General features: G+C 56.9%; 20 protein-coding genes and 3 tRNA genes. 12 read left to right on the top strand and 11 right to left on the bottom strand.

Translation table 11 applies throughout. From position 1 onward, the window contains the following. The 6 genes from nuoL (at position 1) to htpX (ending at position 9019) form a co-directional block, all read left to right on the top strand. Positions 1-1986: an NADH-quinone oxidoreductase subunit L gene (nuoL, locus tag QP381_RS04830; protein WP_285068003.1), complete on the top strand. Its 1986-nt coding sequence runs from the start codon at positions 1-3 to the stop codon at positions 1984-1986. Between the two features lie 24 nt (positions 1987-2010). Further along, the gene (locus tag QP381_RS04825) at positions 2011-3555 is read left to right on the top strand and encodes a complex I subunit 4 family protein (protein WP_285068031.1); all 1545 of its coding nucleotides are present in this window, start codon (positions 2011-2013) and stop codon (positions 3553-3555) included. After that, the gene (gene nuoN, locus QP381_RS04820; protein WP_006680811.1) at positions 3552-5120 is read left to right on the top strand and encodes an NADH-quinone oxidoreductase subunit NuoN; all 1569 of its coding nucleotides are present in this window, start codon (positions 3552-3554) and stop codon (positions 5118-5120) included. The genes QP381_RS04825 and nuoN overlap by 4 nt, the downstream gene beginning before the upstream one ends. Beyond that, the gene (locus tag QP381_RS04815) at positions 5117-6124 is read left to right on the top strand and encodes a polyprenyl synthetase family protein (protein WP_285068002.1); all 1008 of its coding nucleotides are present in this window, start codon (positions 5117-5119) and stop codon (positions 6122-6124) included. The genes nuoN and QP381_RS04815 overlap by 4 nt, the downstream gene beginning before the upstream one ends. A gap of 352 nt (positions 6125-6476) precedes the next feature. Then, positions 6477-7976 (top strand): FAD-dependent oxidoreductase, encoded by a 1500-nt coding sequence (locus tag QP381_RS04810; protein ID WP_285068001.1) that lies wholly within the window; start codon positions 6477-6479, stop codon positions 7974-7976. A 167-nt stretch (positions 7977-8143) separates the two neighbouring features. After that, a complete protein-coding gene (gene htpX, locus QP381_RS04805) occupies positions 8144-9019 on the top strand; it encodes a zinc metalloprotease HtpX (RefSeq protein ID WP_006680814.1) in 876 nt (291 codons plus the stop codon). A 151-nt stretch (positions 9020-9170) separates the two neighbouring features. Here the strand turns inward: htpX and QP381_RS04800 are convergent, their stop codons facing one another. Continuing rightward, positions 9171-9674 carry a YajQ family cyclic di-GMP-binding protein gene (locus QP381_RS04800; RefSeq protein ID WP_006680815.1) on the bottom strand — a complete coding sequence of 168 codons (504 nt, stop codon included), beginning with the start codon at positions 9672-9674 and terminating at the stop codon, positions 9171-9173. A 122-nt stretch (positions 9675-9796) separates the two neighbouring features. On the opposite strand from QP381_RS04800, the gene QP381_RS04795 reads away from it, so the two are divergent. The 4 genes from QP381_RS04795 to rpmG all read left to right on the top strand — a co-directional run bounded on the left by QP381_RS04795 (position 9797) and on the right by rpmG (position 10369). Then, positions 9797-9880, top strand: a tRNA-Tyr gene (locus tag QP381_RS04795). A gap of 91 nt (positions 9881-9971) precedes the next feature. Beyond that, positions 9972-10044 (top strand) — tRNA-Thr (locus QP381_RS04790). A gap of 28 nt (positions 10045-10072) precedes the next feature. Beyond that, positions 10073-10149 (top strand) — tRNA-Met (locus QP381_RS04785). Positions 10150-10198: 49 nt separating this feature from the next. Next, positions 10199-10369 (top strand): 50S ribosomal protein L33, encoded by a 171-nt coding sequence (gene rpmG, locus QP381_RS04780; RefSeq protein ID WP_006680816.1) that lies wholly within the window; start codon positions 10199-10201, stop codon positions 10367-10369. 112 nt (positions 10370-10481) lie between these two features. Here the strand turns inward: rpmG and QP381_RS04775 are convergent, their stop codons facing one another. From QP381_RS04775 to QP381_RS04740, 8 genes are all read right to left on the bottom strand, one after another. After that, entirely contained in the window at positions 10482-12161 is a 1680-nt protein-coding gene (locus tag QP381_RS04775; RefSeq protein WP_006680817.1) for a sensor histidine kinase, read from the bottom strand. Further along, positions 12143-12817, bottom strand: a complete 675-nt coding sequence (locus tag QP381_RS04770; RefSeq protein WP_006680818.1) for a response regulator transcription factor — start codon at positions 12815-12817, stop codon at positions 12143-12145. The genes QP381_RS04775 and QP381_RS04770 overlap by 19 nt, the downstream gene beginning before the upstream one ends. Further along, positions 12818-13465, bottom strand: a complete 648-nt coding sequence (phoU, locus tag QP381_RS04765) for a phosphate signaling complex protein PhoU (protein ID WP_006680819.1) — start codon at positions 13463-13465, stop codon at positions 12818-12820. It abuts the gene before it with no gap. Positions 13466-13474: 9 nt separating this feature from the next. Then, entirely contained in the window at positions 13475-14230 is a 756-nt protein-coding gene (gene pstB, locus QP381_RS04760) for a phosphate ABC transporter ATP-binding protein PstB (protein ID WP_006680820.1), read from the bottom strand. Further along, entirely contained in the window at positions 14227-15084 is an 858-nt protein-coding gene (pstA, locus tag QP381_RS04755) for a phosphate ABC transporter permease PstA (protein WP_006680821.1), read from the bottom strand. The genes pstB and pstA overlap by 4 nt, the downstream gene beginning before the upstream one ends. A gap of 4 nt (positions 15085-15088) precedes the next feature. Next, positions 15089-15955 carry a phosphate ABC transporter permease subunit PstC gene (gene pstC, locus QP381_RS04750; RefSeq protein WP_006680822.1) on the bottom strand — a complete coding sequence of 289 codons (867 nt, stop codon included), beginning with the start codon at positions 15953-15955 and terminating at the stop codon, positions 15089-15091. Then, a complete protein-coding gene (locus QP381_RS04745; RefSeq protein ID WP_006680823.1) occupies positions 15952-16758 on the bottom strand; it encodes a phosphate ABC transporter substrate-binding protein in 807 nt (268 codons plus the stop codon). Before QP381_RS04745 ends, pstC begins: the two co-directional genes overlap by 4 nt. Before the next feature lie 115 nt (positions 16759-16873). Next, complete coding sequence (locus QP381_RS04740) at positions 16874-17575, bottom strand: uracil-DNA glycosylase (RefSeq protein WP_006680824.1); 702 nt, start codon at positions 17573-17575, stop codon at positions 16874-16876. A 117-nt stretch (positions 17576-17692) separates the two neighbouring features. On the opposite strand from QP381_RS04740, the gene QP381_RS04735 reads away from it, so the two are divergent. Together QP381_RS04735 and groL are read left to right on the top strand one after the other, a co-directional pair. Continuing rightward, complete coding sequence (locus tag QP381_RS04735) at positions 17693-18295, top strand: LytR C-terminal domain-containing protein (RefSeq protein WP_285068000.1); 603 nt, start codon at positions 17693-17695, stop codon at positions 18293-18295. A gap of 278 nt (positions 18296-18573) precedes the next feature. Further along, a complete protein-coding gene (gene groL, locus QP381_RS04730; RefSeq protein ID WP_040318364.1) occupies positions 18574-20199 on the top strand; it encodes a chaperonin GroEL in 1626 nt (541 codons plus the stop codon). Positions 20200-20415: 216 nt separating this feature from the next. Here the strand turns inward: groL and QP381_RS04725 are convergent, their stop codons facing one another. After that, positions 20416-20709 carry a WXG100 family type VII secretion target gene (locus QP381_RS04725; RefSeq protein ID WP_006680827.1) on the bottom strand — a complete coding sequence of 98 codons (294 nt, stop codon included), beginning with the start codon at positions 20707-20709 and terminating at the stop codon, positions 20416-20418. A 141-nt stretch (positions 20710-20850) separates the two neighbouring features. Beyond that, positions 20851-21807 (bottom strand): HD domain-containing protein, encoded by a 957-nt coding sequence (locus QP381_RS04720; RefSeq protein WP_219585637.1) that lies wholly within the window; start codon positions 21805-21807, stop codon positions 20851-20853. Between the last annotated feature and the right edge of the window lie 142 nt (positions 21808-21949).

Raw genomic sequence — 21949 nt, 5'->3', positions numbered from 1 at the left:
ATGACAACATCCTTCGCTCTTCACGCGATGAACGACGGCCTTGCTGAGGTAATCGTTCCTGCCACCGGCGCAGCGTCACTGGCATGGCTGATGATTGCAATTCCGCTGGCAAGCGCAGCGATCCTGCTGTTGCTGGGTCGTTCTTCTGACCGCTGGGGTCACCTGCTGGCCACCTGCGCCTCGTGGGTATCCTTTATCGTCGGTGCCGTCATCGTCGCCCAGGTCCTGGGAGCTGATGGGGGAGCACACCGCATGGCACACACCCTGTTCACCTGGATCCCCGCGGGGGATTTCAGTGTGGACTTCGGTCTGCTGGTTGATCCGCTGTCGCTGACCTTCGTGATGCTGGTGACCTTCGTTGGCTCCCTCATTCACGTGTACGCAATCGCCTACATGGAACATGACAAGGATCGTCGCCGCTTCTTCGCCTACCTGAACCTGTTCATCGCAGCAATGCTGACCCTGGTTCTGGCTGACTCCTACGCCGTCCTCTTCGTCGGCTGGGAAGGCGTGGGCTTGGCCTCGTACCTGCTGATCGGCTTCTGGAACCACGTTCCGGCGAATGCTGGCGCTGCAAAGAAGGCGTTCGTCATGAACCGTGTCGGTGACATGGGTATGCTCGCCGCAATGATGGTCATGGTCGCAAACTTCTCGTCCGTCCGCTTCGAGGATGTGACCGAGGGTGTCGCTACGATCCCGGTTGCTCAAGCAACCGCCATCGGCATCTTCCTCCTGGTTGCTGCCTGTGGTAAGTCCGCGCAGTTCCCGTTGCAGGCATGGCTTGGTGACGCAATGGCAGGCCCGACCCCGGTTTCCGCTCTTATTCACGCGGCAACCATGGTCACCGCTGGCGTCTACTTGGTTGTTCGTTCCGGTGCCGTCTACGTTGCAGCTCCCGCGGCAGCAACTGCAGTCGCCATTATCGGTGCAATCACGCTGCTCTTCGGAGCGATCGTCGGTTCCGCAAAGGATGACATGAAGAAGGTCCTCGCGGCCTCGACCATGTCGCAGATCGGCTACATGATGCTGGGTGCGGGCCTCGGTCCGATCGGCTGGGCATTCGCAATCTTCCACCTGTTCACCCACGGCTTCTTCAAGGCACTTATGTTCCTTGGAGCCGGCTCAGTCATGCATGGCATGGCTGACCAAGTGAATATGCGTCGCTTCGGTGCCCTGCGTACCGTCATGAAGATTACGTGGGTCACGTTCATGATGGGCTGGCTGGCAATCCTCGGTGTTCCGCCGTTCTCCGGCTTCTGGTCGAAGGACAAGATCATTGAAGCAGCCTTCGCGGCGCACACCTTCGGTTCGATCGAAGCACCGTGGATCGGCTGGGTCTACGGCCTGGTTGCTCTGATCGGTGCCGGTATCACCGCGTTCTACATGTCGCGTCTGTTCTTCATGACCTTCCACGGCAGGCCGCGGTGGACGACTGAAGCGGAAGGCTCGCCGGTTCACCCGCACGAGTCCAACGCTCTCATGACCGTCCCGATGATCATCCTTGCCATTGGCGCGATCTTCATCGGTGGCCTCATGTCGATTGGTGACTTCTTCACCAACTGGTTGTCTCCCGCAATCGGTGGCGTTCACCATGGCGAACCGGTCATGCCGGTGATGGCCATTCAGATCCTGACCCTCGTCCTTGTGATTGCCGGTGCCTTCCTCGCATGGCGCATGTACGGTGCCGGCGAGGTTCCGACTGGCGTTCCTGCCGGTAATGCTCTGACCGAGGCTGCACGTCGTGACCTCTACCAGGATGACGTGAATGCCACCCTGTTCGTCGCTCCCGCTGCGGGCCTTGCAAAGCTTGCAACCGGTGGTGACCGTAAGGCAATCGACGGCGCGGTTGGTCTGGTTGCCAAGGGTTCGGCTGGTGTTGGTCGCCTGATTGCGATCACGCAGAACGGCTTCGTCCGCGCCTACGCGTCATACATCCTCGGGGGCGTTGTCGTTGCCCTCGCGATCGTCCTCGGCTTCAGGCTGTGAGGGAGTTAGACAATGGAAAACACAATGGTTGAATCCTCGTTCCCATGGCTTACCCTCCTGGTCGCTCTTCCCGCGCTGGGTGCGCTCCTGCTTGGAGTAACCCCCGCGTTGCGTAAGGGCGCAGGCAAGGGCTTTGCTCTGGTCGTCTCCCTCCTCGAACTCGGTGCTGCTATTGGCGCTGCCATGAGCTTCGACTGGGGTTCGGCTTCTATGTATCAGCTCATCGAATCCGTCTCGTGGATTCCCCAGATGGGCGTTTCATGGGCCCTCGGCGTCAACGCCTTGGCCCTGGTTATGATCCTTCTTGCTGTCATCCTGGTTCCGATCGTTTTGATCGCCGGTTGGAACGAAGATGAAAGCGAAGCGGATGCGGGCTCGTACGCGGCCCTCGTCCTCTTCCTCGAAGCGTTCATGGTCGTCATCTTCGCAGCGTGTGACCTGGTGGTCTTCTACATTGCCTTCGAAGCGATGCTGATCCCGCTGCTCCTGATGATTGGTCGTTACGGTGTCGGCCCGGTTGCCGAGCGTCATGCGGCAGCGATGAAGTTCCTGCTCTACTCGCTCGCCGGCGGTCTGGTCATGCTCGGTGGTCTGATCGCTCTTTGGGCATTCGCTCCAGAGCACTCCGACACCTTCTTCCGCCTCGACACCCTGTCCCAGGTTGCGCCGCTCCTGTCGAGCACAGTGCAGATGGGCGCGTTCGTGTCCTTCATGGTCGCCTTCGCAATCAAGGCTCCGATGGTTCCGGTTCACACCTGGCTCCCCGACACTGCCGCTGTTGCCCGTCCGGGCACGTCGGTTCTGCTCGTTGGCGTGCTGGACAAGATCGGTACCTTCGGCATGATCACGCTCTGCCTGCGCCTCTTCCCGGAAGCTTCCTTCGAAGCGCGCTGGGTCCTCTGCGCACTGGCAGTCCTGTCGATCATCTGGGGCGGTCTTGCTGCTAACGGTCAGGACGACATCATGCGCCTCGTGTCCTACACGTCCGTGTCGCACTTCGGCTTCATGGTTTTGGGTATCTTCATCGGCTCGTCGGTCGCCATGGTTGGCGCTATGTTCTACATGGTTGCTCACGGCGTTTCGATCGCAGCGATGTTTATCCTCTCCGGTTGGCTGTCGCGTCGCGGTGGCACCCAGGACATGAACGCATACTCGGGTATGCAGCGCGTCACCCCGGTTCTTGCCGGCCTCTGGCTGGTTTCCGGTCTTGCATCGATCGCACTGCCCGGTCTGTCAGGCTTCGTTCCTGAATACCTTGTCCTCATGGGTACGTGGCAGGTGAATATCGTGCTGGCGGTCTTCGCGCTACTCGGCGTGATCATCGCTGCCGTGTACGTCTTGATGCCTTACCAGCGTGTCTTCACCGGTGGCCCCGTCGCCGGCAAGGAGGCACTGCCTGACTTGAACACTCGTGAAAAGTCAGTGATGGCCCCGCTGCTCATTGCAATGGTTGTTCTCGGTATCTGGTCTGCGCCACTTGTCGGTGCACTGACCCCGATCGGTGAAGATCTTGCTCTTGGCACTGCCGATACTGCCGCAACGGCAGTTCTTGAAGGGAGCTCGAATTGAATCTCTTGCAAGCAGCAAACTTTAGCGCTCCGCAGATTGCGTGGGTGACGCTCATTCCGATCATCGTCGTCTTCGGCGGCGCGGTCTTGGGTGTGCTCATCGAAGCATTTGCTCCCCGCAAGACCCGTCGCACGCTGGTCATTGCCGTCGCTCTGCTGACGACTCTGGCCGCAGGCGCGGTGCTCGCTACGCGGTGGTTCCCGGTTCTTGACAAGCCCACTTCCATTGGTGAGTACATCGAGGACCCGCTGACGATCGGTGCCCAGTTCGTCCTGACCATCGTCGCGTTCTTCGCGATCCTGGTGATGGCCGATCGCACTGTTGTTGGTGACGGCGCTTTCGCCGGTCAGCCTTCGGACCGCCCCGGTTCGCAGGATGAAGAGCGTTCCGATACTCAGAACTACCAGCGTTCGGAAATGTTCCCGCTGGCCCTGTTCAGCTTGGGTGGCATGATGTTGTTCCCGGCAGCTGATTCCTACATCATGCTGTTCGTGGCTCTTGAAGTCATGTCGCTTCCGCTCTACATTCTGGCCGCCACCGCGCGTCGTCGCCGTCAGCTCAGCCAGGAAGCAGGCATGAAGTACTTCATCCTGGGTGCATTCGCATCCGGCTTCCTGCTGATGGGTTCGGCGCTCCTCTACGGTTTCACCGGCTCCCTGAAAATCTCCGATGCTGCAGCAGTCGTCCCGACCGCGAGCGGTCTTGATTGGCTGGCAGTTGTTGGCGTCTTCATGATCATGGTCGGCTTGCTGTTCAAGGTGGGTGCCGCTCCGTTCCATGCCTGGACGCCCGACGTGTACACCGGTGCTCCGACCCCGGTTACCGGCTTCATGGCGGCAGCCGTGAAGATGGCGGCCTTCGGTGCGATGGTGCGCTTCTACCAGACGATCGCAGCACTGCTTCAGTGGGACCTGGTTCCGGTTCTGATCGCAGTTGCCGTTCTGACCATGCTGGTTGGCACCTTCACCGGTATCGTTCAGACCGATGTGAAGCGTATGCTTGCCTTCTCGTCGATCGCGCACGCAGGCTTCATCCTGATCGGTGTTTTCTCGCTGGCTCAGGGCTCCGCTGGCCACGTCCTCTACTACGTGCTGGCATACGGGCTGGCAACGGTTGGCGCATTCGGTGTCATCACTCTGGTTCGCTCTGCGACTGCTGAAGGTGAACCCGGTGGCGAGGCAACGGCTCTGGATCGCTGGGCAGGCCTTGGCAAGAAGAACCCGCTGATGGCGGCATCCATGCTTGTCTTCCTACTCTCGTTTGCTGGCATTCCGTTGACGGCTGGTTTCGTTGGCAAGTTCGTCGTGTTCTCCGATGGGTTCGCCGGTGGCTTTGGCTGGCTCGTGGCGCTTGCTTTGGCGTGTTCCGCAGTGACGGCCTTCTACTACTTCCGCCTGGTTCGCCTGATGTTCTTCACCGAGCCGACTGAGAATTCAGTGGTTGTCCGTTCTGAAGGCATGACCTTCATCGCGGTCCTGATCTTGGCACTTGCGACGATTGTGCTAGGCGTCTTCCCCGGTCCCGTTTTGTCGATTCTGTCAAACATCGTCATACTTTTGCCGTGACCGTTTCTACGCCAGATCTCCATGTTCCCGACCTCGAGTCCCGAATTCTTCCGGGGCTCGAGGTCGTCGAGCGTCGCCTGTACGAATCAGTGACGGGGTCGCGTGACCTCGTTGATGACCTGACCAGCCACCTTGCTCTTGCAGGTGGGAAGCGACTTCGCCCCCTCCTCGCGCTGGTGTGCGCGCAGCTGGGTGACCCGGAACGCACGCTCAGTGACGAGGTCATTCGCGGTGCGACTGCCGTTGAAATGACGCATCTCGCGTCGCTCTATCATGATGACGTTATGGACTCAGCGCCGACCAGGCGTGGCGTTCCGTCGGCTCAGCACGTGTGGGGCAATAATCGTGCGATCCTCGCTGGTGACGTGCTTTTTGCGCGGGCGTCGATGCTGATCACGACGCTTGGTCCTGAGATGGTTCGCTACCATGCGAAGACCTTCGAACGTCTCTGCATCGGTCAGCTGAATGAAACCTTCGGTCCGACTGAAGAAGACGACCGCGTCGACTTCTACTTGAAGGTTCTGTCGGATAAGACCGGCTCGCTGGTCGCAACGGCCGCGTACTTTGGTGCGTGTCTGTCGGGTGCTTCTGATGACATTGCTGCGATCGTCTCTGAGTTCGGCGAACGCATTGGTGTGGCATTCCAGATCGCTGACGACGTCCTTGACCTTGCGTCCGATCAGTCTGGTAAGACACCGGGTACTGATCTGCGTGAGGGTGTAGACACCCTGCCGATTCTGCTCCTGCGTCGTCGTGTTGCTGAGGGCACGATCGATGAAGCGGGGAAGCAGATTCTGGCTGAACGTGACGCTGATCTGTCGTCGGATGAAGCTCTCGGTGCCCTGGTAGCGAAGATTCGTGTCCATGATTGCTTGGAGGAAACGCGTGCGCTGGCTCGTCAGTGGTCAGATAGTGCGATCGAGGTGCTCGACTCTCTGCCCGATGGTGAACCGAAGCAGGCACTCATCGCGTTTGCTCACCTGATGGTGGATCGTTTGGTCTGACTTCGACAGTTGTTTTCATCTGTGTGCCCCGTAGCTGTGACTGTGGGGCACACAGTGCTTTACGGGGAGTCTCTTCTCTTTCGCCCGAGCGTGTTTCGCACGTCAGAAGGACAGTGGGTGAGATATTGGCTGGGAGCCGGGACGAGGCCACGCTCCCTGCCAAGAGTTCGTTCGAGCCTCGTGCGCGAACCCAACCGGAGCATCAGAGAAGGTGAAACTCTCCACCAAATGGGTGAAGCCGGTTACGAAATGGCGAGATTTGCGCGATCGACACTAGGATCAACACAGATAGATTTTCAAGTTGTCCTGTTTGCGTAAATCAAAACGCGTGGGGCTTCGAAGGGAGAACGGGTTGACTGCGCTCAACGTTGCTGTCATTGGTGCTGGTCCTGCGGGTATTTATGCCTCCGATATTTTGTCGAAGTCTGGGTTGGACGTGAACATCGACCTCTTCGAGCGTCTGCCCGCTCCCTACGGTCTGGTCCGCTACGGTGTTGCCCCCGACCACCCGCGTATTAAGCAGATCATTGTTGCCTTGTACAAGATCCTGCAGCGCGGTGACATTCGACTGCTGGGCAACGTTGAAATCGGTCGCGACGTCACGATCGATGATCTGCGCGAACACTACGATGCGGTCATTATCGCGACGGGTGCCGACCGCGATGCTCCGCTGAATATTCCCGGCGTTGATCTGCCGGAGTCCTACGGTGCAGCCGATTTCGTGTCCTGGTACGACGGCAACCCGGATTACCCGCGCACCTGGCCGCTTGAGGCGAAGGAAATCGCGGTCGTGGGTGTTGGCAATGTTGCGTTGGACGTTGCGCGGGTTCTGGCGAAGCACGCCGAAGACATGATGGTCACCGAGGTTCCTGAAAACGTCGCAGAGGGGCTGAAGAACAATCCCGTCACCGACGTGCACGTTTTCGGTCGTCGAGGTCCCGCACAGGTGAAGTTCACCCCGTTGGAACTGCGCGAACTGGGCAAGGTGCCCGACGTTGACATCATCGTTTCTGAAGAAGACTTCGACTTCGATGAGGGCAGTGAACAGGCTCTGCGCGAATCCAACCAGCAGCGCCAGGTTGTCAAGACTCTGACGAACTACGCGATGGCTGACGAGGATGAACACACGGCAAGCCGTCGCATCCACATTCACCTGTTCCAGTCGCCGGCCGAGATTGTTGCCGATGACAAGGGGCATGTGAAGGCGATTCGTACCGAGCGTACGGAGCTGACTGGCGATGGAAACGTGCGTGGCACGGGTGTCATCACGACGTGGCCGGTGCAGGCGGTTTATCGCGCTGTCGGCTACTACTCGTCGCCGATTCCTGGCCTGCCGTTCGATACTGCTCGCGGCGTTGTCCCGAACGTTGAGGGCCGAGTTGTTTCGACGCCGGAGGCGAGCGAGGACGAGGCTCTGACAGGCATGTACGCCACCGGTTGGATTAAGCGTGGTCCGGTTGGTCTGATTGGTTCGACGAAGTCTGATGCTCAGCAGACGATCTCCCACTTGGTGGAGGATGCGAATGCTGGACGTCTGCACGCGTCCTCGTCCGCGGTGGGCCACGAAGCGATGGTGAACCTGCTGAACGAGCGTGGCGTCGAATTCACGACCTGGGAAGGCTGGGAACTGCTTGATGAATACGAGCGTGCACTCGGCTCCGAATACGGCGAGCTTCCCGAAGGTCGTGGCGTGCGTGAGCGCGTGAAGGTTGTTTCCCGTCGCGCGATGACAGACATTTCACGAGGTTCCGATTCGAAGCCCACTGACCTGATTGGTCAGATGGGAGAGATGGGTGTTCCTTCAGCTCCCGAGCGTTTCGATGACTACACCGGTCCGGGACGAAGCAAGTAACGTTTTCCTTGTGTGGGCGGGCAGTGCTTTTCTCAGGCCTGCCCGCCCCTTGTTTCAAGGGCAATGCTGATCCCCGCGAGGGCGCTCGTTGGCGATAAGAGGCAGATTTCAGATAGTGTTCCGATTGTTTTCAGGGCTTACCCAGACAGTTCTCATATTCTGTTTCTATGACGCAGCGTAGATATCACAACGGCTTGAAGACGGCGTTCCTGCTGGGAGGCATGTGGGCGCTTCTACTGGTGATTGGTGGTTTGATTGCCGGTTCAACCGGTCGATCAATCTGGATTTGGATCTTTGCGGGTATTGGATTGGTTCAGACCGCAGTGTCCTACTGGAACTCGGCAACAATTGCACTGCGATCAATGAACGCTTATCAGGTGACGCGGGAAGAACGGCCTGACCTGTATCGAATTGTTGAAGAGCTGGCTGCGCGTGCAAATCAGCCGGTGCCTTCCATTTGGGTCGCTCCGACTATGACTCCGAATGCGTTCGCAACGGGGCGCGACCCGAACCATGCAGCCGTGTGTTGTACCGAAGGCATCCTTGAAATATTGGGCGAGCGCGAGCTACGTGGCGTCCTGGGGCATGAACTGATGCACGTCTACAATCGTGACATCCTGACCTCGTCCGTTGCGGCGGGTATTGCTGGTCTGATCGGATCAGTCGCGCAATTCCTCATGTTCTTCGGTGGTGGGAGCAGGCGTGATGGCGAAGGCGGGGGAGTGGGCATTATCGGTTCGATCCTCATCGCCCTTCTGGCGCCGTTTGCTGCGACCCTCATTCAGTTCTCCCTGTCGCGCACCCGCGAGTTCGACGCGGACGAGGACGGATCGAAACTGACTGGAGATCCTCTGGCCTTAGCCTCCGCATTGCGCAAGCTGGAGCAGGTCACGGCACACCGTCCAATGGAACAAACTCCGGCCAACCAATCCGTTGCTGCCATGATGATCGCCAATCCCTTCGGCAAGGTGCGCAATCTGTTCTCAACGCACCCGTCAATGGATGAGCGTTGCGCGCGCCTCGAAAAAATGGCCGGCTACTGACCCTCTTCCTGTTTGCGCAACGGGCGGAACGAGGTCGCATCTGCTCGCCCAACGTGCATCACACTTGGGTGAAAGTCGTCACATGGACTGTATAAGGCGGGCGGGGTGGGAGCATTCGCTTCCACCCCGCCCGGCCTCGTGAATCGAAAAATCAGCGGTAGTTCACGAACTGTAACGCGACATCAATGTTCTCGCCGGCCGGGCCCTTCAACAGTGCAATCACAGCTTGAAGGTCATCACGAGACTTCGAAGAAACGCGAAGTTCGTCACCCTGAATCTGGGCTTTCACACCCTTCGGGCCCTCATCACGGATGAGCTTCGCGATCTTCTTCGCAGCATCCTGAGCAATACCTTCACGCAGGGGAGTGACCAACTTGTAGATCTTGCCCGACGGCTTCGGCTCGCGATCCTTATAGTCCAGGCTCTTCAAAGAAATGCCGCGACGAATCAGCTTTGTCTGCAGAACATCAAGGATTGCAAGGACTCGATCGGCGGAATTCGCTTCCATTTCAATCGCGTCACCGCTCAACTTGATCGCTGCATTAACGTTACGGAAGTCGTAACGCGTCGAAATTTCCTTCGCAGCTTGGTTCACTGCGTTATCAACTTCCTGACGATCCAACTTGGAAACGATATCGAACGAGGAATCTGCCATGGGCTTTCCCTTCCTTGTAAATGCGCGGTTCGTGGGCAGGTGAGTCCGACCAGCGGTCCGCCGATTGGCGTTGAGGATAATTTATCTGTTATTCTTCCACGGCACCGAAAAAATTGGTGCACGGCGGGGTACCCGAGCGGCCAAAGGGAGCTGACTGTAAATCAGCCGCGTAAGCTACGGGGGTTCGAATCCCTCCCCCGCCACCATCTTGGATGTATCCAAGATCCATCGTGTGAGGTCATTCTCAGACTGACAGATTGCTAAAGCAATTGGAACTGAGATAGGCTCTTTCGCGTTGCCCCGATAGCTCAGTCGGCAGAGCGTCTCCATGGTAAGGAGAAGGTCAAGGGTTCGATTCCCTTTCGGGGCTCAGGTAGCGACGAGGGTCGCGCCATTGCGGCGGGGTAGCTCAGCTGGTCAGAGCGCACGACTCATAATCGTGAGGTCGCGGGTTCGAGCCCCGCCCCCGCTACCAGATATCAGGTCGCGCGCCGACAAACTACTGAAGCAAAAGAGGACACACCGTGGCAAGCAAGTCTCAGGATGTTCGCCCCAAGATCACTCTGGCCTGCTCGGAGTGCAAGGAGCGCAACTACATCACCAAGAAGAACCGTCGTAACACGCCGGATCGTCTGGAACTCGCGAAGTACTGCCCGCGTTGCCGCAAGTCCACTGCGCACCGCGAGACTCGCTGAGTAAGCAGTAAATAATCCCCGAAGCACGTGCTTCGGGGATTTTTGTTTGCCCAGATTCTGCTCAGATTCAGGTCGCGTTGAACCGGCCTCGAAGGTACGCCGGTGGGAATGGCTAGGGGAGTTGTGCTCGCTCGAACGTGACCGCGACGGTTGTTCCCTGACCGAGGTCGCTGTCCAACGCGATCTGAGCATTGTGGTAGTTGACCGCGTGCTTAACAATCGACAGGCCCAACCCGGTTCCACCAGACTCTTTCGAATGGCTCTTATCGACGCGGTAGAATCGCTCAAAAATACGCTCCTGCTCTTCGGGGGCAATGCCGATTCCCTCGTCGCGAACATTGAGCTCAACCGTTTGATCGGTCGTAGTAACACCGATGGTGACCGTCGATGACGGGTGTGAGTACTTCAGGGCGTTATCGGCAAGATTGAATACGATTTCGTAGATCAATCGACGAATTGCGAGGATCATGCCGTCGTTTCCTTCAAGTGCAAAGCGAATATTCTTCGCCTGCGCTGAAGGCTGAAGCGTATCAACGACTTCGCGACACACAGCTAGAAGTGACACCGGCTCCTTTGGAGCATCGACTCCTTCATCTAGGTGAGAAAGCTGGATGACGTCATCAATAAGATCAACAAGACGCGATGACTCATGGCGAATATGCCCAACAAAACGAGGCAAATCCTCCCCGTCAACAAAACCGCTCTCGATCAGTTCAGCTGAGCCAATAATGCCCTGCAAAGGCGTTTTCAATTCGTGCGACACATTCGCGGTAAATTCACGGCGAATTTTTTCGTGTGTTGCTTGAACTGTCACATCGAACGCCAGAATCACCACCCCAACGGGCTGACCATCAGAATCGATCCTGCTGCAATCAAACTGGAATTCTCGATCACCTATAGGCAAACGGAGTGAAGAGAAACCAATCTTTTTTCCGCGTTCGATGCCATCCCACAACGCATGCCCGTGATGAATGGTCCGCAAGTTGGTACCGACGCAGGTGGTATCCGTGTTAAACAATCGCTGAGCTGCTGGATTGATGGATAGTACGCGATAGTTTTCGTCCAGAAGGATGAGGCCCTCGCGAATATTGCTTGTGATCAACGTGAACTCATCGCTCCGCCTGCGAACGGTCGCAAGTTGAGTCTTCAACTCATTGTGCTGAGCGTCGATACGCTCTAGCGTCGGAGTCAGCTCAACGTAGGTATCGTTCAACAGTGGCTGATCCAGATCGATGCTGTTGAGTGGCTCAATAATTCGCCGGGATATTCGATGAGCAACAAAAGCTGAGATGAGCATGGCACTCAGGATTACTGCCAGTACCGGGACGATCGCTCCAATAGCAAGGGACACGACGGTTGCCCTGCTTATTGAAATGCGAAGAATGGTGCCGTCGGGAAGGCGTTCGGCTTCGTAGAGGGTTTGCTCAGTCAGCGTCGACGAATAACGAGAGCTTGAACCATGCCCATTCGCGCGTGCCTCAGCGATCTCTTCACGGTCAAAATGGTTCTTCAGCGTAGCCGGAGCCGCCTCGCTGTCGTAGATGACACTGCCGTCGGCATCGACCCACGTCAATCGGTAGACTCCCGGCTTAAAGTCTTGCAGGTAGTTTTCTCCAGATACCTGGACGCCATGGACCGCGCACTCTAATTCGTCGCGTAACTGGTGGTCTTGAATCGACGTGAAGTAGTGCCACAGGGTGGCTGAAATGACGCAGAAAGATACCAGGAGAACCGTCGCAGACGCTCCCAAAATCGAACGGAAAACACGAGTTGTCAGTCTTTGCTTACCCACCGATACCCTACGTTCCTCAAAGTTTCGATCTTTGATGCGTACGGTCCAAGTTTTCCTCTGAGTGTGCGAATGTGCATATCCAGGGTTCTGCTATCACCGATATAGTCGGTTTCCCACACGTCCCAGAAGATTTGCTCGCGTGTGAATGCCGTTCCCGGGCGTGAAAGAAGCAGTCGCAATAGAGCGAATTCTTTCGCAGTTAGGAAGATGCGTTCGTCGCCGATAAAGACTGTATACTCATCGAAGTTCACGACGAGATCACCGTGGGTGAAGACATCCGCAAGACGGTCTGGTTCTGTGCGACGTAAAACAGCTTTCACTCGTGAAACGAGTTCGAGCACGGAGAACGGCTTCACCAGATAATCGTCGGCTCCCATGTCAAGAGTCTTAATCTTGTCGAACTCTTGGCCCTTTGCGGTTGCCATGATGACGGGTAAATCTTTGAGCGTGGATGATGCGCGCATACGACGGAGTAACTCAATGCCATCGATGCCAGGAAGCATGACGTCAAGAACGACCAGCTGGGGACGTTCTTTCTGCAGGGCTTCCCAAAACGACGTGCCATCGTCGAAACTGCGAGCTTCGAAGCCGGTAGCGCGCAGAGTATGCACTTCGATATCTCGAGTGCTGGCATCGTCTTCGACACACCAAATCAATTAGATTTCATCCTCGTGTTGTCCCGTGACGGAGAAAACAATCCACTCCGCAATGTTCGTGGCGTGATCGCCGATACGTTCAAAATACTTTGCAATGATCAATAAATCGAGCGCAAGCTCTCCGTCGGTCGAACCGTTCGCAATCATGTGAATGATATTTGATTTCATCTGATTGAAATAGGAATCTACGATGTCGTCATCGGCCACAACACCCAGCGCTTTATCGACATCGCGGGCAACGAACGCCTGGATCGCGTTGGAGAGCATGGAACGTGTTGCTTCAGCCATCATGCTGGTCGTATCAATGTCAGGCAGGTGCCGTCCGTTAAAGAAGGCGACGATTTCGGTGATCTCTTGTGCTTGATCGCCAATTCGTTTCATGTCGGTGATCATCTTTAACGCGGCCGAGACAAGATGCAGGTCTTTCGCAACAGGTTGTTCGTGCAGAACAAGGGCAAGACACCTGCGTTCGATTGTGCGCTCTGTTTGCCGGATTTCTTCGGAGAGTTCTTGGACGTACTGGATCGACTCGATATTGCCCAACGCGAGAGCCTTTTCAGCTCCCAATATTGCTTCTTCACATAGTGACCCCATGGTGATGAGTTCGCTGGTCAGTGTGTTCAGGTGGCGTTCAAATTTGATTCTCATTGGGATTCCTTATCCGAAGCGGCCGGTGATGTAGGATTCTGTGCGTTCATGTTGAGGGCGATCAAAGACCTCGTGCGTTCTGCCAACTTCGATGAGCTCACCCAGGAGGAAGAATGCGGTGTAGTCGGAGATACGTGCGGCTTGCTGAAGGTTGTGCGTGACGATGACGATCGTGTAGTCCTCTTTCAGCTCGCCGACGAGGTCTTCGACGCGTGCCGTTGAGATCGGATCCAGTGCGCTGGTGGGTTCGTCCATGAGGACGATACGAGGCTCCACAGCGAGCGCTCGAGCAATGCAGAGGCGTTGCTGTTGGCCTCCCGACAATCCCAGAGCGTTTTTGTGAAGACGGTCCTTTACCTCTTCCCAGATTGCGGCTCTGGTGAGTGCTTGTTCGACGATTAGATCAAGGTCCTTCTTCTTACGGATGCCGTGTGTTCGCGGACCGTAAGCGACGTTGTCGTAGATGCTCATTGGAAACGGATTCGGTTTCTGGAAGACCATCCCGATTTCACGTCGTAGATCGTTGACGTCAACGTCCCTGTCAAAGATGTCGTTGCCGTCGTAGCGGACCTCTCCGTTGATACGCACGGTGGGAACAAGGTCGTTCATCCGATTGAGGGTCTTAAGGAATGTTGATTTTCCGCAACCGGATGGGCCGATGAGTGCGGTGACAGTGTTTTCGGGGATGTCGAGGCTAACGTTTTTCAAGGCTTGATGTTCGCCGTACCAGAGGCAGAGGTCGCTTGCACTCATAATCGGATTCATACAGCTCGTTTCCTTTCGAAATAGCGACCTGTTTGCGTCGCGATACCGTTGATAATCAGGGGGAGGATCAGTAATAGCGCTCCAAGTGCGAAAGCGACTGTGAAATCGCCGTTTTCTTTGGCGTAGACGTAGAGACTGACGGAAAGAGTCGCGCCGGGAGAATGGAGGGAGTCGAAGAACCCGTGCACTGTGTGAGCGAAACCCGCCGTGAAGAGCAGAGCCGCGGACTCGCCCAGAATTCTTCCGACAGATAGGATGCAACCGGTGATGACGCCGTCGATGGCCTGAGGAAGAACGACCGTGCGGATTGTCCGCCACTTTCCTGCTCCCAATCCGAATGCGCCTTCGCGATAGCTTTGTGGCACGGATTTCAGGGATTCTTGAGTGCTCCGGATGACGGTCGGAAGATTCATAATGACCAGGGTGAGAGCGCCTGCCAGGAGGGAGGTTCCGATCGTGTTTGAGAACAGGAGCATTCCGACAAGACCAAAGATGATCGACGGGATTCCGGCGAGAGTTTCTGTGGCGTATTCGATGGTCTGAACGATCCGCTTGTTCGTTGCGTACTCGTTCAAATAGATCGCGGCTCCGACTCCCAGCGGGATGACAAAAGCGAGGGTCGCAAGAACGATATACAGGGTGTTCAAAATGTCGGGAAGAATGCCGACTCGCTTGCCAATGTAACTGGGCGCGGTTGAGAGCATTTCCCATGTGATGTGGGGGATTCCTTGCGCAAGGACGTAGATCATCAGGCTGATGGCCAAGGTGACGGTGAGTGCGGTACTCAGGTACATCGCCGTTGAAACAGCGATGGCGTAGATGCGCCGGGACAGGCGTGGTCGTGTGTTCCGCATGCGTTTACTTCTTTTCTTTTTTCACCATGACGTTCAACGAGAGGTTGATTGCCAGAATGAACAGGAATAGAACCAGCGCGATCGAAAACAGAGCTTGGCGTTGGAGTCCGGCGGAATATGACATTTCAGAAGCGACTGCCGTTGTCAGGAACCGTACGGATTGGAACAGTGAATTCGGCATATTTGGCGCATTTCCGGCGACCATCATGACGGCCATGGCTTCCCCGATGGCTCGTCCGATACCAAGAACGATCGATGTTGCGATTCCGCTTTTTGCTGTCGGAACGGATACGCGGAAGATAGTTTCCAGAGGTGTGGCGCCTAGGGCCAGTGAGGCCTCTTCCAGTTCACGAGGCACTGCGTCGAGCGCGGTGATCGACATTTTGATGATCGAGGGCAGGATCATGACTGCCAGCACGATGATCGCTGCGAGGAGTGTCGCGCCGTCCGGCACGCTGAATGTCGCACGGATGAAGGGGACGAGCACGATCATGCCGACCAAGCCGAAGACAACGGATGGCACTCCGGCAAGCAGGTTGACGATTGTTTCTACGCTTCGTCGCAGTCGTAAGGGAGCGATCTTTGCAAGAAATACCGCGGTGAAGAATCCCAGCGGAACGCCCAGAAGGATGGCTCCGGCAGTGCCGTAAATGCTGGAGAGAATAAACGGCGCAATCCCGTAGAGGGGCGGAGTTGAGGTCGAGGCCCACTGGGTTCCGAAAAGGAAAGGAATGACGCCAATCGAGTGGATAGCTGGTAGGCCGGAGACAATGAGGAAGACGGTAATGAGGATGACCGAGAGAACACTGATTGTCCCTAATACGAGGAAAAGGCCGTGGAGGACCTTTTCAAGGTTGCGGGCGTATTTCATGAGTGTGCCGGAACCGCTCCGCTAGACAGGATCAGCTCGTAGGCGTTTTCCGACGTGGCGAAGTCAAAGAACTTTTGTGCGTTCTCAGAAAGAGCGCTTCCTTCCTTCGTGACAAGAACGAAGGGGCGCTGAATGACGTAGGTTCCGTTTTGGGTGTTTTCTTCGGTGGGCTGGACTCCGTCCACGCTCAGAGCGTGGACGGAGTCGTTGACGGAAGCTTCAGCTGCGTATCCGATTGCTGCAGGGTTTTGCGATACGGCGGTGATGACGTCGCCCGTCGAGGTGAGCTCTTGACGGTATTTGTTCTGATCTTCAGTTTGAGTGATGGATTCGAAGCCGTCTCGGGTTCCGGATCCGGCTTCACGGCCGATAAGAACGATCTCCTCATTGTTTCCACCGATCTCAGACCAGTTGGTGATGTTGCCGGTGTAGATGTCGGCAATTTGTTCGACGCTCAGGTCAGTGATGGGGTTGTTGGGATTGACAACAACGGCGATTGCTTCGCGTGCAAGAAGCGTTTCTTTCAGTCCAAGGGCTTTTTCTTCGTCCTTGAGGCTTCGCGATGACAAGCCAATGTCGGTTCGTCCGTCTTTGACCGCTTGGATTCCGGATCCAGAACCCGTCGGGTTGTAGGTGAATGCGATGCCGGTTTCGTTAGTGAATGATTCGCCGAGGCTCCCGATGAGCTTTTCCATGGATGTTGAGCCTTCGGTGGAAACGCCACTTCCTTGGTTGGGAGCGCATGCGGCGAGTGCAAGGGGCAGTAGGGTTCCGGCAGCGAGAGTTGTGATGATTTTCTTCATCAGGTCTTTCTCCTTCAACGTGATCGATGATGACCACGCTCAAGTCTGAAAGACGGATGTAAGGGGCAAAGATGAAGAATGTCAACTCTATGTAAATTTTCCCCGTGCCGATGTTTTAGGGGAGTTGCCAATTGATTGGCGTTGCTCCTTGAGCCCGAAGAAGGTCATTTGCCTTCGAGAAAGGCCTCGAACCAAAAAACCCGCGACGTGCTGACAAAGGGGATGGGTGCACCGACTTGATGATCGGGAAGCGGTTCAGTCGCGGTTCCAGCGTCTGTGCCGGTCGGCCCCAGAGGATTGCCACCAGCGGTTGTGGTGTGCCCTCGTCATCTGTGCGGGCAACAAGAGCATCGATCGCGCATTCGGTGACCTCCTCCCACCCGCGTTTCTGGTGCGAGCCTGGGGCACCCGGGCGAACCGTGAGCACTCTGTTGAGCAGACAGACTCCCTCGCGCGCCCACGGCGTCAAGTCACCGGATGTCGGTCGCGGGAGGCCTAGGTCCGACTCCAGTTCGGTGAAAATATTGACGAGGGACCGCGGAATCGGTGTCCCCGGAGTGACGGAGAAACTGAGCCCCATCGCGTGCCCGGGCGTGGGATATGGATCTTGACCGACGATCAGTACTTTCACGTCGTTAAATGGGTAGGTGAACGCTCGCAGTACATCCGTACCGGCGGGCAGATAGTTGTGCCCGGCTTTGATTTCTTTGCGGAGCATTACTCCCAACTCATGAATCTTGTCTTCAACGGGCGCCAAGGCTTCAGCCCACCCGGGATCGATGAGATTGATAAGCGGTTGAGGAGCAACGTCATTCATATGCTCAGATTAGTGCGATCGAAGCCGCGACGTTTATCTGATTGTGATACGTGGCGAGGCCTCGGCGCGCCGGCGTCTTCTTCGGCATCGAAACGTGCGTGACGTTAGGCTAAAAGGGTGAGTTCAGTTAACCCTCGTGATGAATTTGATGTTGCCGGCGAAGATATGCCTGTCGGTATGCACCGCCCTCAGCCGTCGAAGTGGAAGTCAGTCTGGCCATTCCTGGTCATTCTGATCGTTGTTCCCCTACTGGCTTGGGGAGCAAGTAGCCTTCTGACGAACAGGCCGACCTCGTCGAATACGACTGTCGCCTCTTCAGGGCAATCCGAAGCGCAGTCGGCTCAGTCGACACCTGAAACCACCCAGTCTGCTCCCGCTGAACAGGCTGAATCTGCTCGGTCGGAACCGGTAACCGAACCGGAATCAACGCCCGCCCCGGCGAACGAACCCATCGTTGACACCAACGTGAAGATTTCAGTGCTGAACGGTACCGGCCGAAACGGTTTGGCAGCTCAGACCGCCGAAGAGCTCACCGCAGCAGGCTTTGCCGGTGCAGCGACGGGCAACGCAACCGGTTGGACGACCCAGGATTCAACCGTTTACTACCAGGATCCGAACTTGGAAGCCAGCGCGCGAGCAGTTGCCGAAGCTGTTGGCATCACGAACGTTCAGCAGTCGAATAACATCGGCGATTCAGATATTGTCGTTCTGTTGAGGTAGTCTCGCTTCGCGCTCTAGGCGCGAACGCGACACTAGCAGGAGTGGCCAGTCGAAAATCGACTGGCCACTTTGCTGTTTGCGCCCACAGCGAACCCCGTTTGCCTCGTCTTGCACTCGAAAGGGGAGAGTGCCAAACTTGAGTTAGCACTCGCCACGGCAGAGTGATAAAACCAGCGGGAAGGTGAGGGGCGTTCGGCATCTGGAAAGGCCAGATGAACAGCGTTCCGTCCGTCGCGGGCACCATCCCCAATCCGCACCGCGGAAGGAAATACACACCAATGGCAAAGATCATTCACTTCGACGAGGACGCACGTCGCGGCATGGAACGTGGCCTGAACCTCCTCGCTGATACTGTCAAGGTCACCCTCGGCCCCAAGGGTCGCAACGTTGTTCTCGACAAGAAGTGGGGCGCCCCCACCATCACCAAGGACGGCGTCTCTGTCGCAAAGGAAATCGACCTTGAGGATCCGTTCGAGCGCATTGGCGCCGAACTGGTGAAAGAAGTTGCTAAGAAGACCGACGACGTTGCGGGTGACGGCACGACCACCGCAACCGTTCTCGCTCAGGCGCTCGTCCGTGAAGGCCTCCGTAACGTTGCAGCCGGCTCGAACCCGATCGCTCTCAAGCGCGGTATCGACCAGGCTGTCTCCGCTATCGTCGAACAGCTCCACAACGACTCCAAGCCTGTCGAAACGAGCGAGCAGATCGCAGCAACCGCTTCGATCTCCGCTAACGATCTGGCCATCGGCCAGCTGATCGCTCAGGCATTCGAGAAGGTCGGCGCAGAAGGCGTCGTTACCGTCGAAGAAACCAACTCCTTCGATACCACCCTCGAAACCACCGAAGGTATGCGTTTCGACAAGGGCTTCCTGTCCGCCTACTTCGTCACTGACACCGAGCGCCAGGAAGCCGTCCTCGAGGACGCCTACGTACTCCTTATGGACTCGAAGATCTCGAACGTCAAGGACATCGTCCCCGTTCTCGAGAAGGTCATGCAGACCGGCAAGCCCCTGCTGATCGTCGCCGAAGATGTCGAGGGCGAAGCTCTGGCAACCCTCGTCGTCAACAAGATCCGTGGCACCTTCAAGTCCATCGCCGTCAAGGCACCGGGCTTCGGTGACCGTCGCAAGGCAATGCTCCAGGACATGGCAATCCTGACCGGTGGCCAGGTCATCTCCGAAACCGTTGGCCTTTCCCTTGAAAACGCGGATCTTGAACTGCTTGGTCGCGCACGCAAGGTCGTAGTCTCCAAGGACGAAACCACCATCGTCGAAGGCGCTGGCGAAAAGGAAATGATCGACGCTCGCGTCCGTCAGATCCGCCAGGAGATCGACAACACCGACTCCGACTACGACCGCGAGAAGCTCCAGGAACGCCTCGCCAAGCTCTCCGGTGGCGTTGCCGTCATCAAGTCCGGCGCTGCAACCGAGGTCGAACTCAAGGAACGTAAGCACCGCATCGAAGACGCAGTGCGTAATGCTCGCGCAGCCTCCGAAGAGGGCCTCGTCGCCGGTGGTGGCGTTGCTCTGATCCAGGCCGCTGACCGCGCACTGGCAACCCTCGAAGGCCTGCCCGGCGATGAAGCAACCGGCGTGAACATCGTCCGCGTCGCAATCTCCGCTCCGCTCAAGCAGATCGCTGAGAACGCTGGCTTCGAAGGTGGCGTTGTCGCAGACCGTGTCGCAGCAATGGAACCGGGTCACGGCCTGAACGCAGCAACCGGCGAATATGGCGACCTGATGGCAGCCGGCATCTCTGACCCGGTGAAGGTCACCCGCTCTGCTCTGCAGAACGCTGCTTCGATTGCAGGCATGTTCCTGACCACCGAAGCTGTCGTAGCCGACAAGCCTGAACCGCCGGCACCGGCCGGTGGCGAAGACGCTGGCATGGGTGGCATGTACTGAGCCACTGATGCTCGCGCGCGTCTCGCGTAGCTGAAAACAACCGGGGCCGACCCTGAGATGAGGGTCGGCCCCGACTGTCTCTTCAGACCAGTCGAGCAAGTGGTATCAGGCGTGTCTGTGGAACCGTCGGCATTACTCAGGCGTCTGATGTTGGCACCTGGAGCAAACGCCAGTAGACAACCCCATCAGACGCTACGTGAGAGCGTGAAATATGGCTTATGCGCCCACAAAAAGGCCTGCGCTCGCGGCCTCGGCGTCTTCGTAGCTTTGGGCTGCAATTTGCATATGAGATCCGATCGTGTCCAAAGATGCTTCGACCTGCGCTTGTGTGGCTTGCCAGGAAGCGACGCATGTCTGAAAATTTGCTTGCGCAGCGCCTGTCCATGAGCCTTCCAAGGCCTGTAGGTCTGCGAGCATCGTCTGAATCTGCGAACGGATTTCGTTGCTGAGGACACTGACGCGCATAGCGCTCGCTGAGATTTGCGAAGAATCGACGGTGAAAACTGCCATGAGAATCCCTTTCCAATCGTGGTGACGCACATTGAAAAATGGTGCGTACGCCCACGCTAGGAAAGAAAGGACGAAGCAGAAACCGGGCGAGCGCTCAATTGTGGATAAGTCTCACCCGTACACAATGTGGATAAGTCTGGCTTATGCCGGGTTTGCCGGCAGATCCATTGCTTCGATCGCGCTTTCAAGGGACGACGTTGTTTCATCGTCTTCTGGAGCGATAGGCTCTGTAGGAATGACGACCTTCGGCAGGGTGCCGGTCATCGTGAGTTCATCTGCCGGAGTTTCGACCGTAGCAACGTTCTTCTTCAGATGGCGTCGCTTTAAGATGATGGTGCCGGTTGTGGTGAGATCCTCTTCGGGGGCGTCGTCGGAATCATCCGTGTCGTCGGCATCGTCATTGTTGTCACCGCACTGGCAGAGTGCGGAGTTGATTTTTGCTAGTTCGACTTCCAGGTTGAAACGGGCGGCGTCTTCCCACGCGCTTCCCAGTGGTGACTGGTAGAGCGGGTCGTAGGACAGGAGCTTGATAATCAGTGCGCGGCGTGCTTTGAGGAAGGGAGTTTCTTCCAGGTCGGCGAGTTCGTTGCGTAGCTTCTCGCGGTACTTCTTGTATTCCTGTGGGCTTCCGGCCAGCAGTGCGAGGTCGGCATCCACCAGTACCTGGGCGTCCACATCGTCACGCGGTGCGCGGTGCTTGGCGAGGTATCCGATGAGTTCACCGATACGGTTTGTCACGTCTTCGCTGACGCCGAGCGATTCCATGTGCTCGGCGGTGTTGGCGACGCACTCGTTGACGGTCGCCTGCGGGTCGATGCCCTTGAGTTTCACCGCGATGCAACGGTTGAGGGTTGCCCCTCTGTACCATGCGGCGACGCGGAGGACGTCTGGGTCGTGTGTGGTTGCAGAGAGCTCATCGATGCGCGTAAGAACGTTAATCAGATGATGCAGGTTATGCAGAGCCAGGCGCTCGTCGGACCATTCTTCGACAAGTGCGTGCGCTTCTTGAGTTAGTCGGTCAACCGAGGCGGTTGTGCCGAGTTCAATCATGGCGTCAGTAAACGAGCTGATAAGCCATTGTGGTGCTCCAGCACCCATACGCTCACTCCTGTTTTAGGGATATGCCGAAATCATACTCAGGGGATAGGAATAAGGCATTTCCGGTGGCCTACGTCTCATTGTGGATTGAGGAGGCCTGTGCGTTCTCGAAGTGAAAGAAGCGCGTGACAGGCGCGCTGGG

It is taken from the genome of Pauljensenia sp. UMB6358 (assembly GCF_030216865.1).
Classification (GTDB): Bacteria; Actinomycetota; Actinomycetes; order Actinomycetales; family Actinomycetaceae; genus Pauljensenia; species Pauljensenia turicensis_A.
This window is presented reverse-complemented; position numbering and strand designations above follow the sequence as displayed.

What these genes read in the sequence shown, in the direction of transcription:
- htpX (WP_006680814.1), top strand. Translation starts at nt 8,144, where the DNA reads ATGACGCAGCGTAGATATCACAACGGCTTGAAGACGGCGTTCCTGCTG.
- QP381_RS04740 (WP_006680824.1), bottom strand. Translation starts at nt 17,575, where the DNA reads ATGAATGACGTTGCTCCTCAACCGCTTATCAATCTCATCGATCCCGGG.
- QP381_RS04720 (WP_219585637.1), bottom strand. Translation starts at nt 21,807, where the DNA reads ATGGGTGCTGGAGCACCACAATGGCTTATCAGCTCGTTTACTGACGCC.
- nuoL (WP_285068003.1), top strand. Translation starts at nt 1, where the DNA reads ATGACAACATCCTTCGCTCTTCACGCGATGAACGACGGCCTTGCTGAG.
- groL (WP_040318364.1), top strand. Translation starts at nt 18,574, where the DNA reads ATGGCAAAGATCATTCACTTCGACGAGGACGCACGTCGCGGCATGGAA.
- pstB (WP_006680820.1), bottom strand. Translation starts at nt 14,230, where the DNA reads ATGAATCCGATTATGAGTGCAAGCGACCTCTGCCTCTGGTACGGCGAA.
- QP381_RS04800 (WP_006680815.1), bottom strand. Translation starts at nt 9,674, where the DNA reads ATGGCAGATTCCTCGTTCGATATCGTTTCCAAGTTGGATCGTCAGGAA.
- pstC (WP_006680822.1), bottom strand. Translation starts at nt 15,955, where the DNA reads ATGAAATACGCCCGCAACCTTGAAAAGGTCCTCCACGGCCTTTTCCTC.
- QP381_RS04725 (WP_006680827.1), bottom strand. Translation starts at nt 20,709, where the DNA reads ATGGCAGTTTTCACCGTCGATTCTTCGCAAATCTCAGCGAGCGCTATG.
- phoU (WP_006680819.1), bottom strand. Translation starts at nt 13,465, where the DNA reads ATGAGAATCAAATTTGAACGCCACCTGAACACACTGACCAGCGAACTC.
- QP381_RS04825 (WP_285068031.1), top strand. Translation starts at nt 2,011, where the DNA reads ATGGTTGAATCCTCGTTCCCATGGCTTACCCTCCTGGTCGCTCTTCCC.
- pstA (WP_006680821.1), bottom strand. Translation starts at nt 15,084, where the DNA reads ATGCGGAACACACGACCACGCCTGTCCCGGCGCATCTACGCCATCGCT.
- QP381_RS04745 (WP_006680823.1), bottom strand. Translation starts at nt 16,758, where the DNA reads ATGAAGAAAATCATCACAACTCTCGCTGCCGGAACCCTACTGCCCCTT.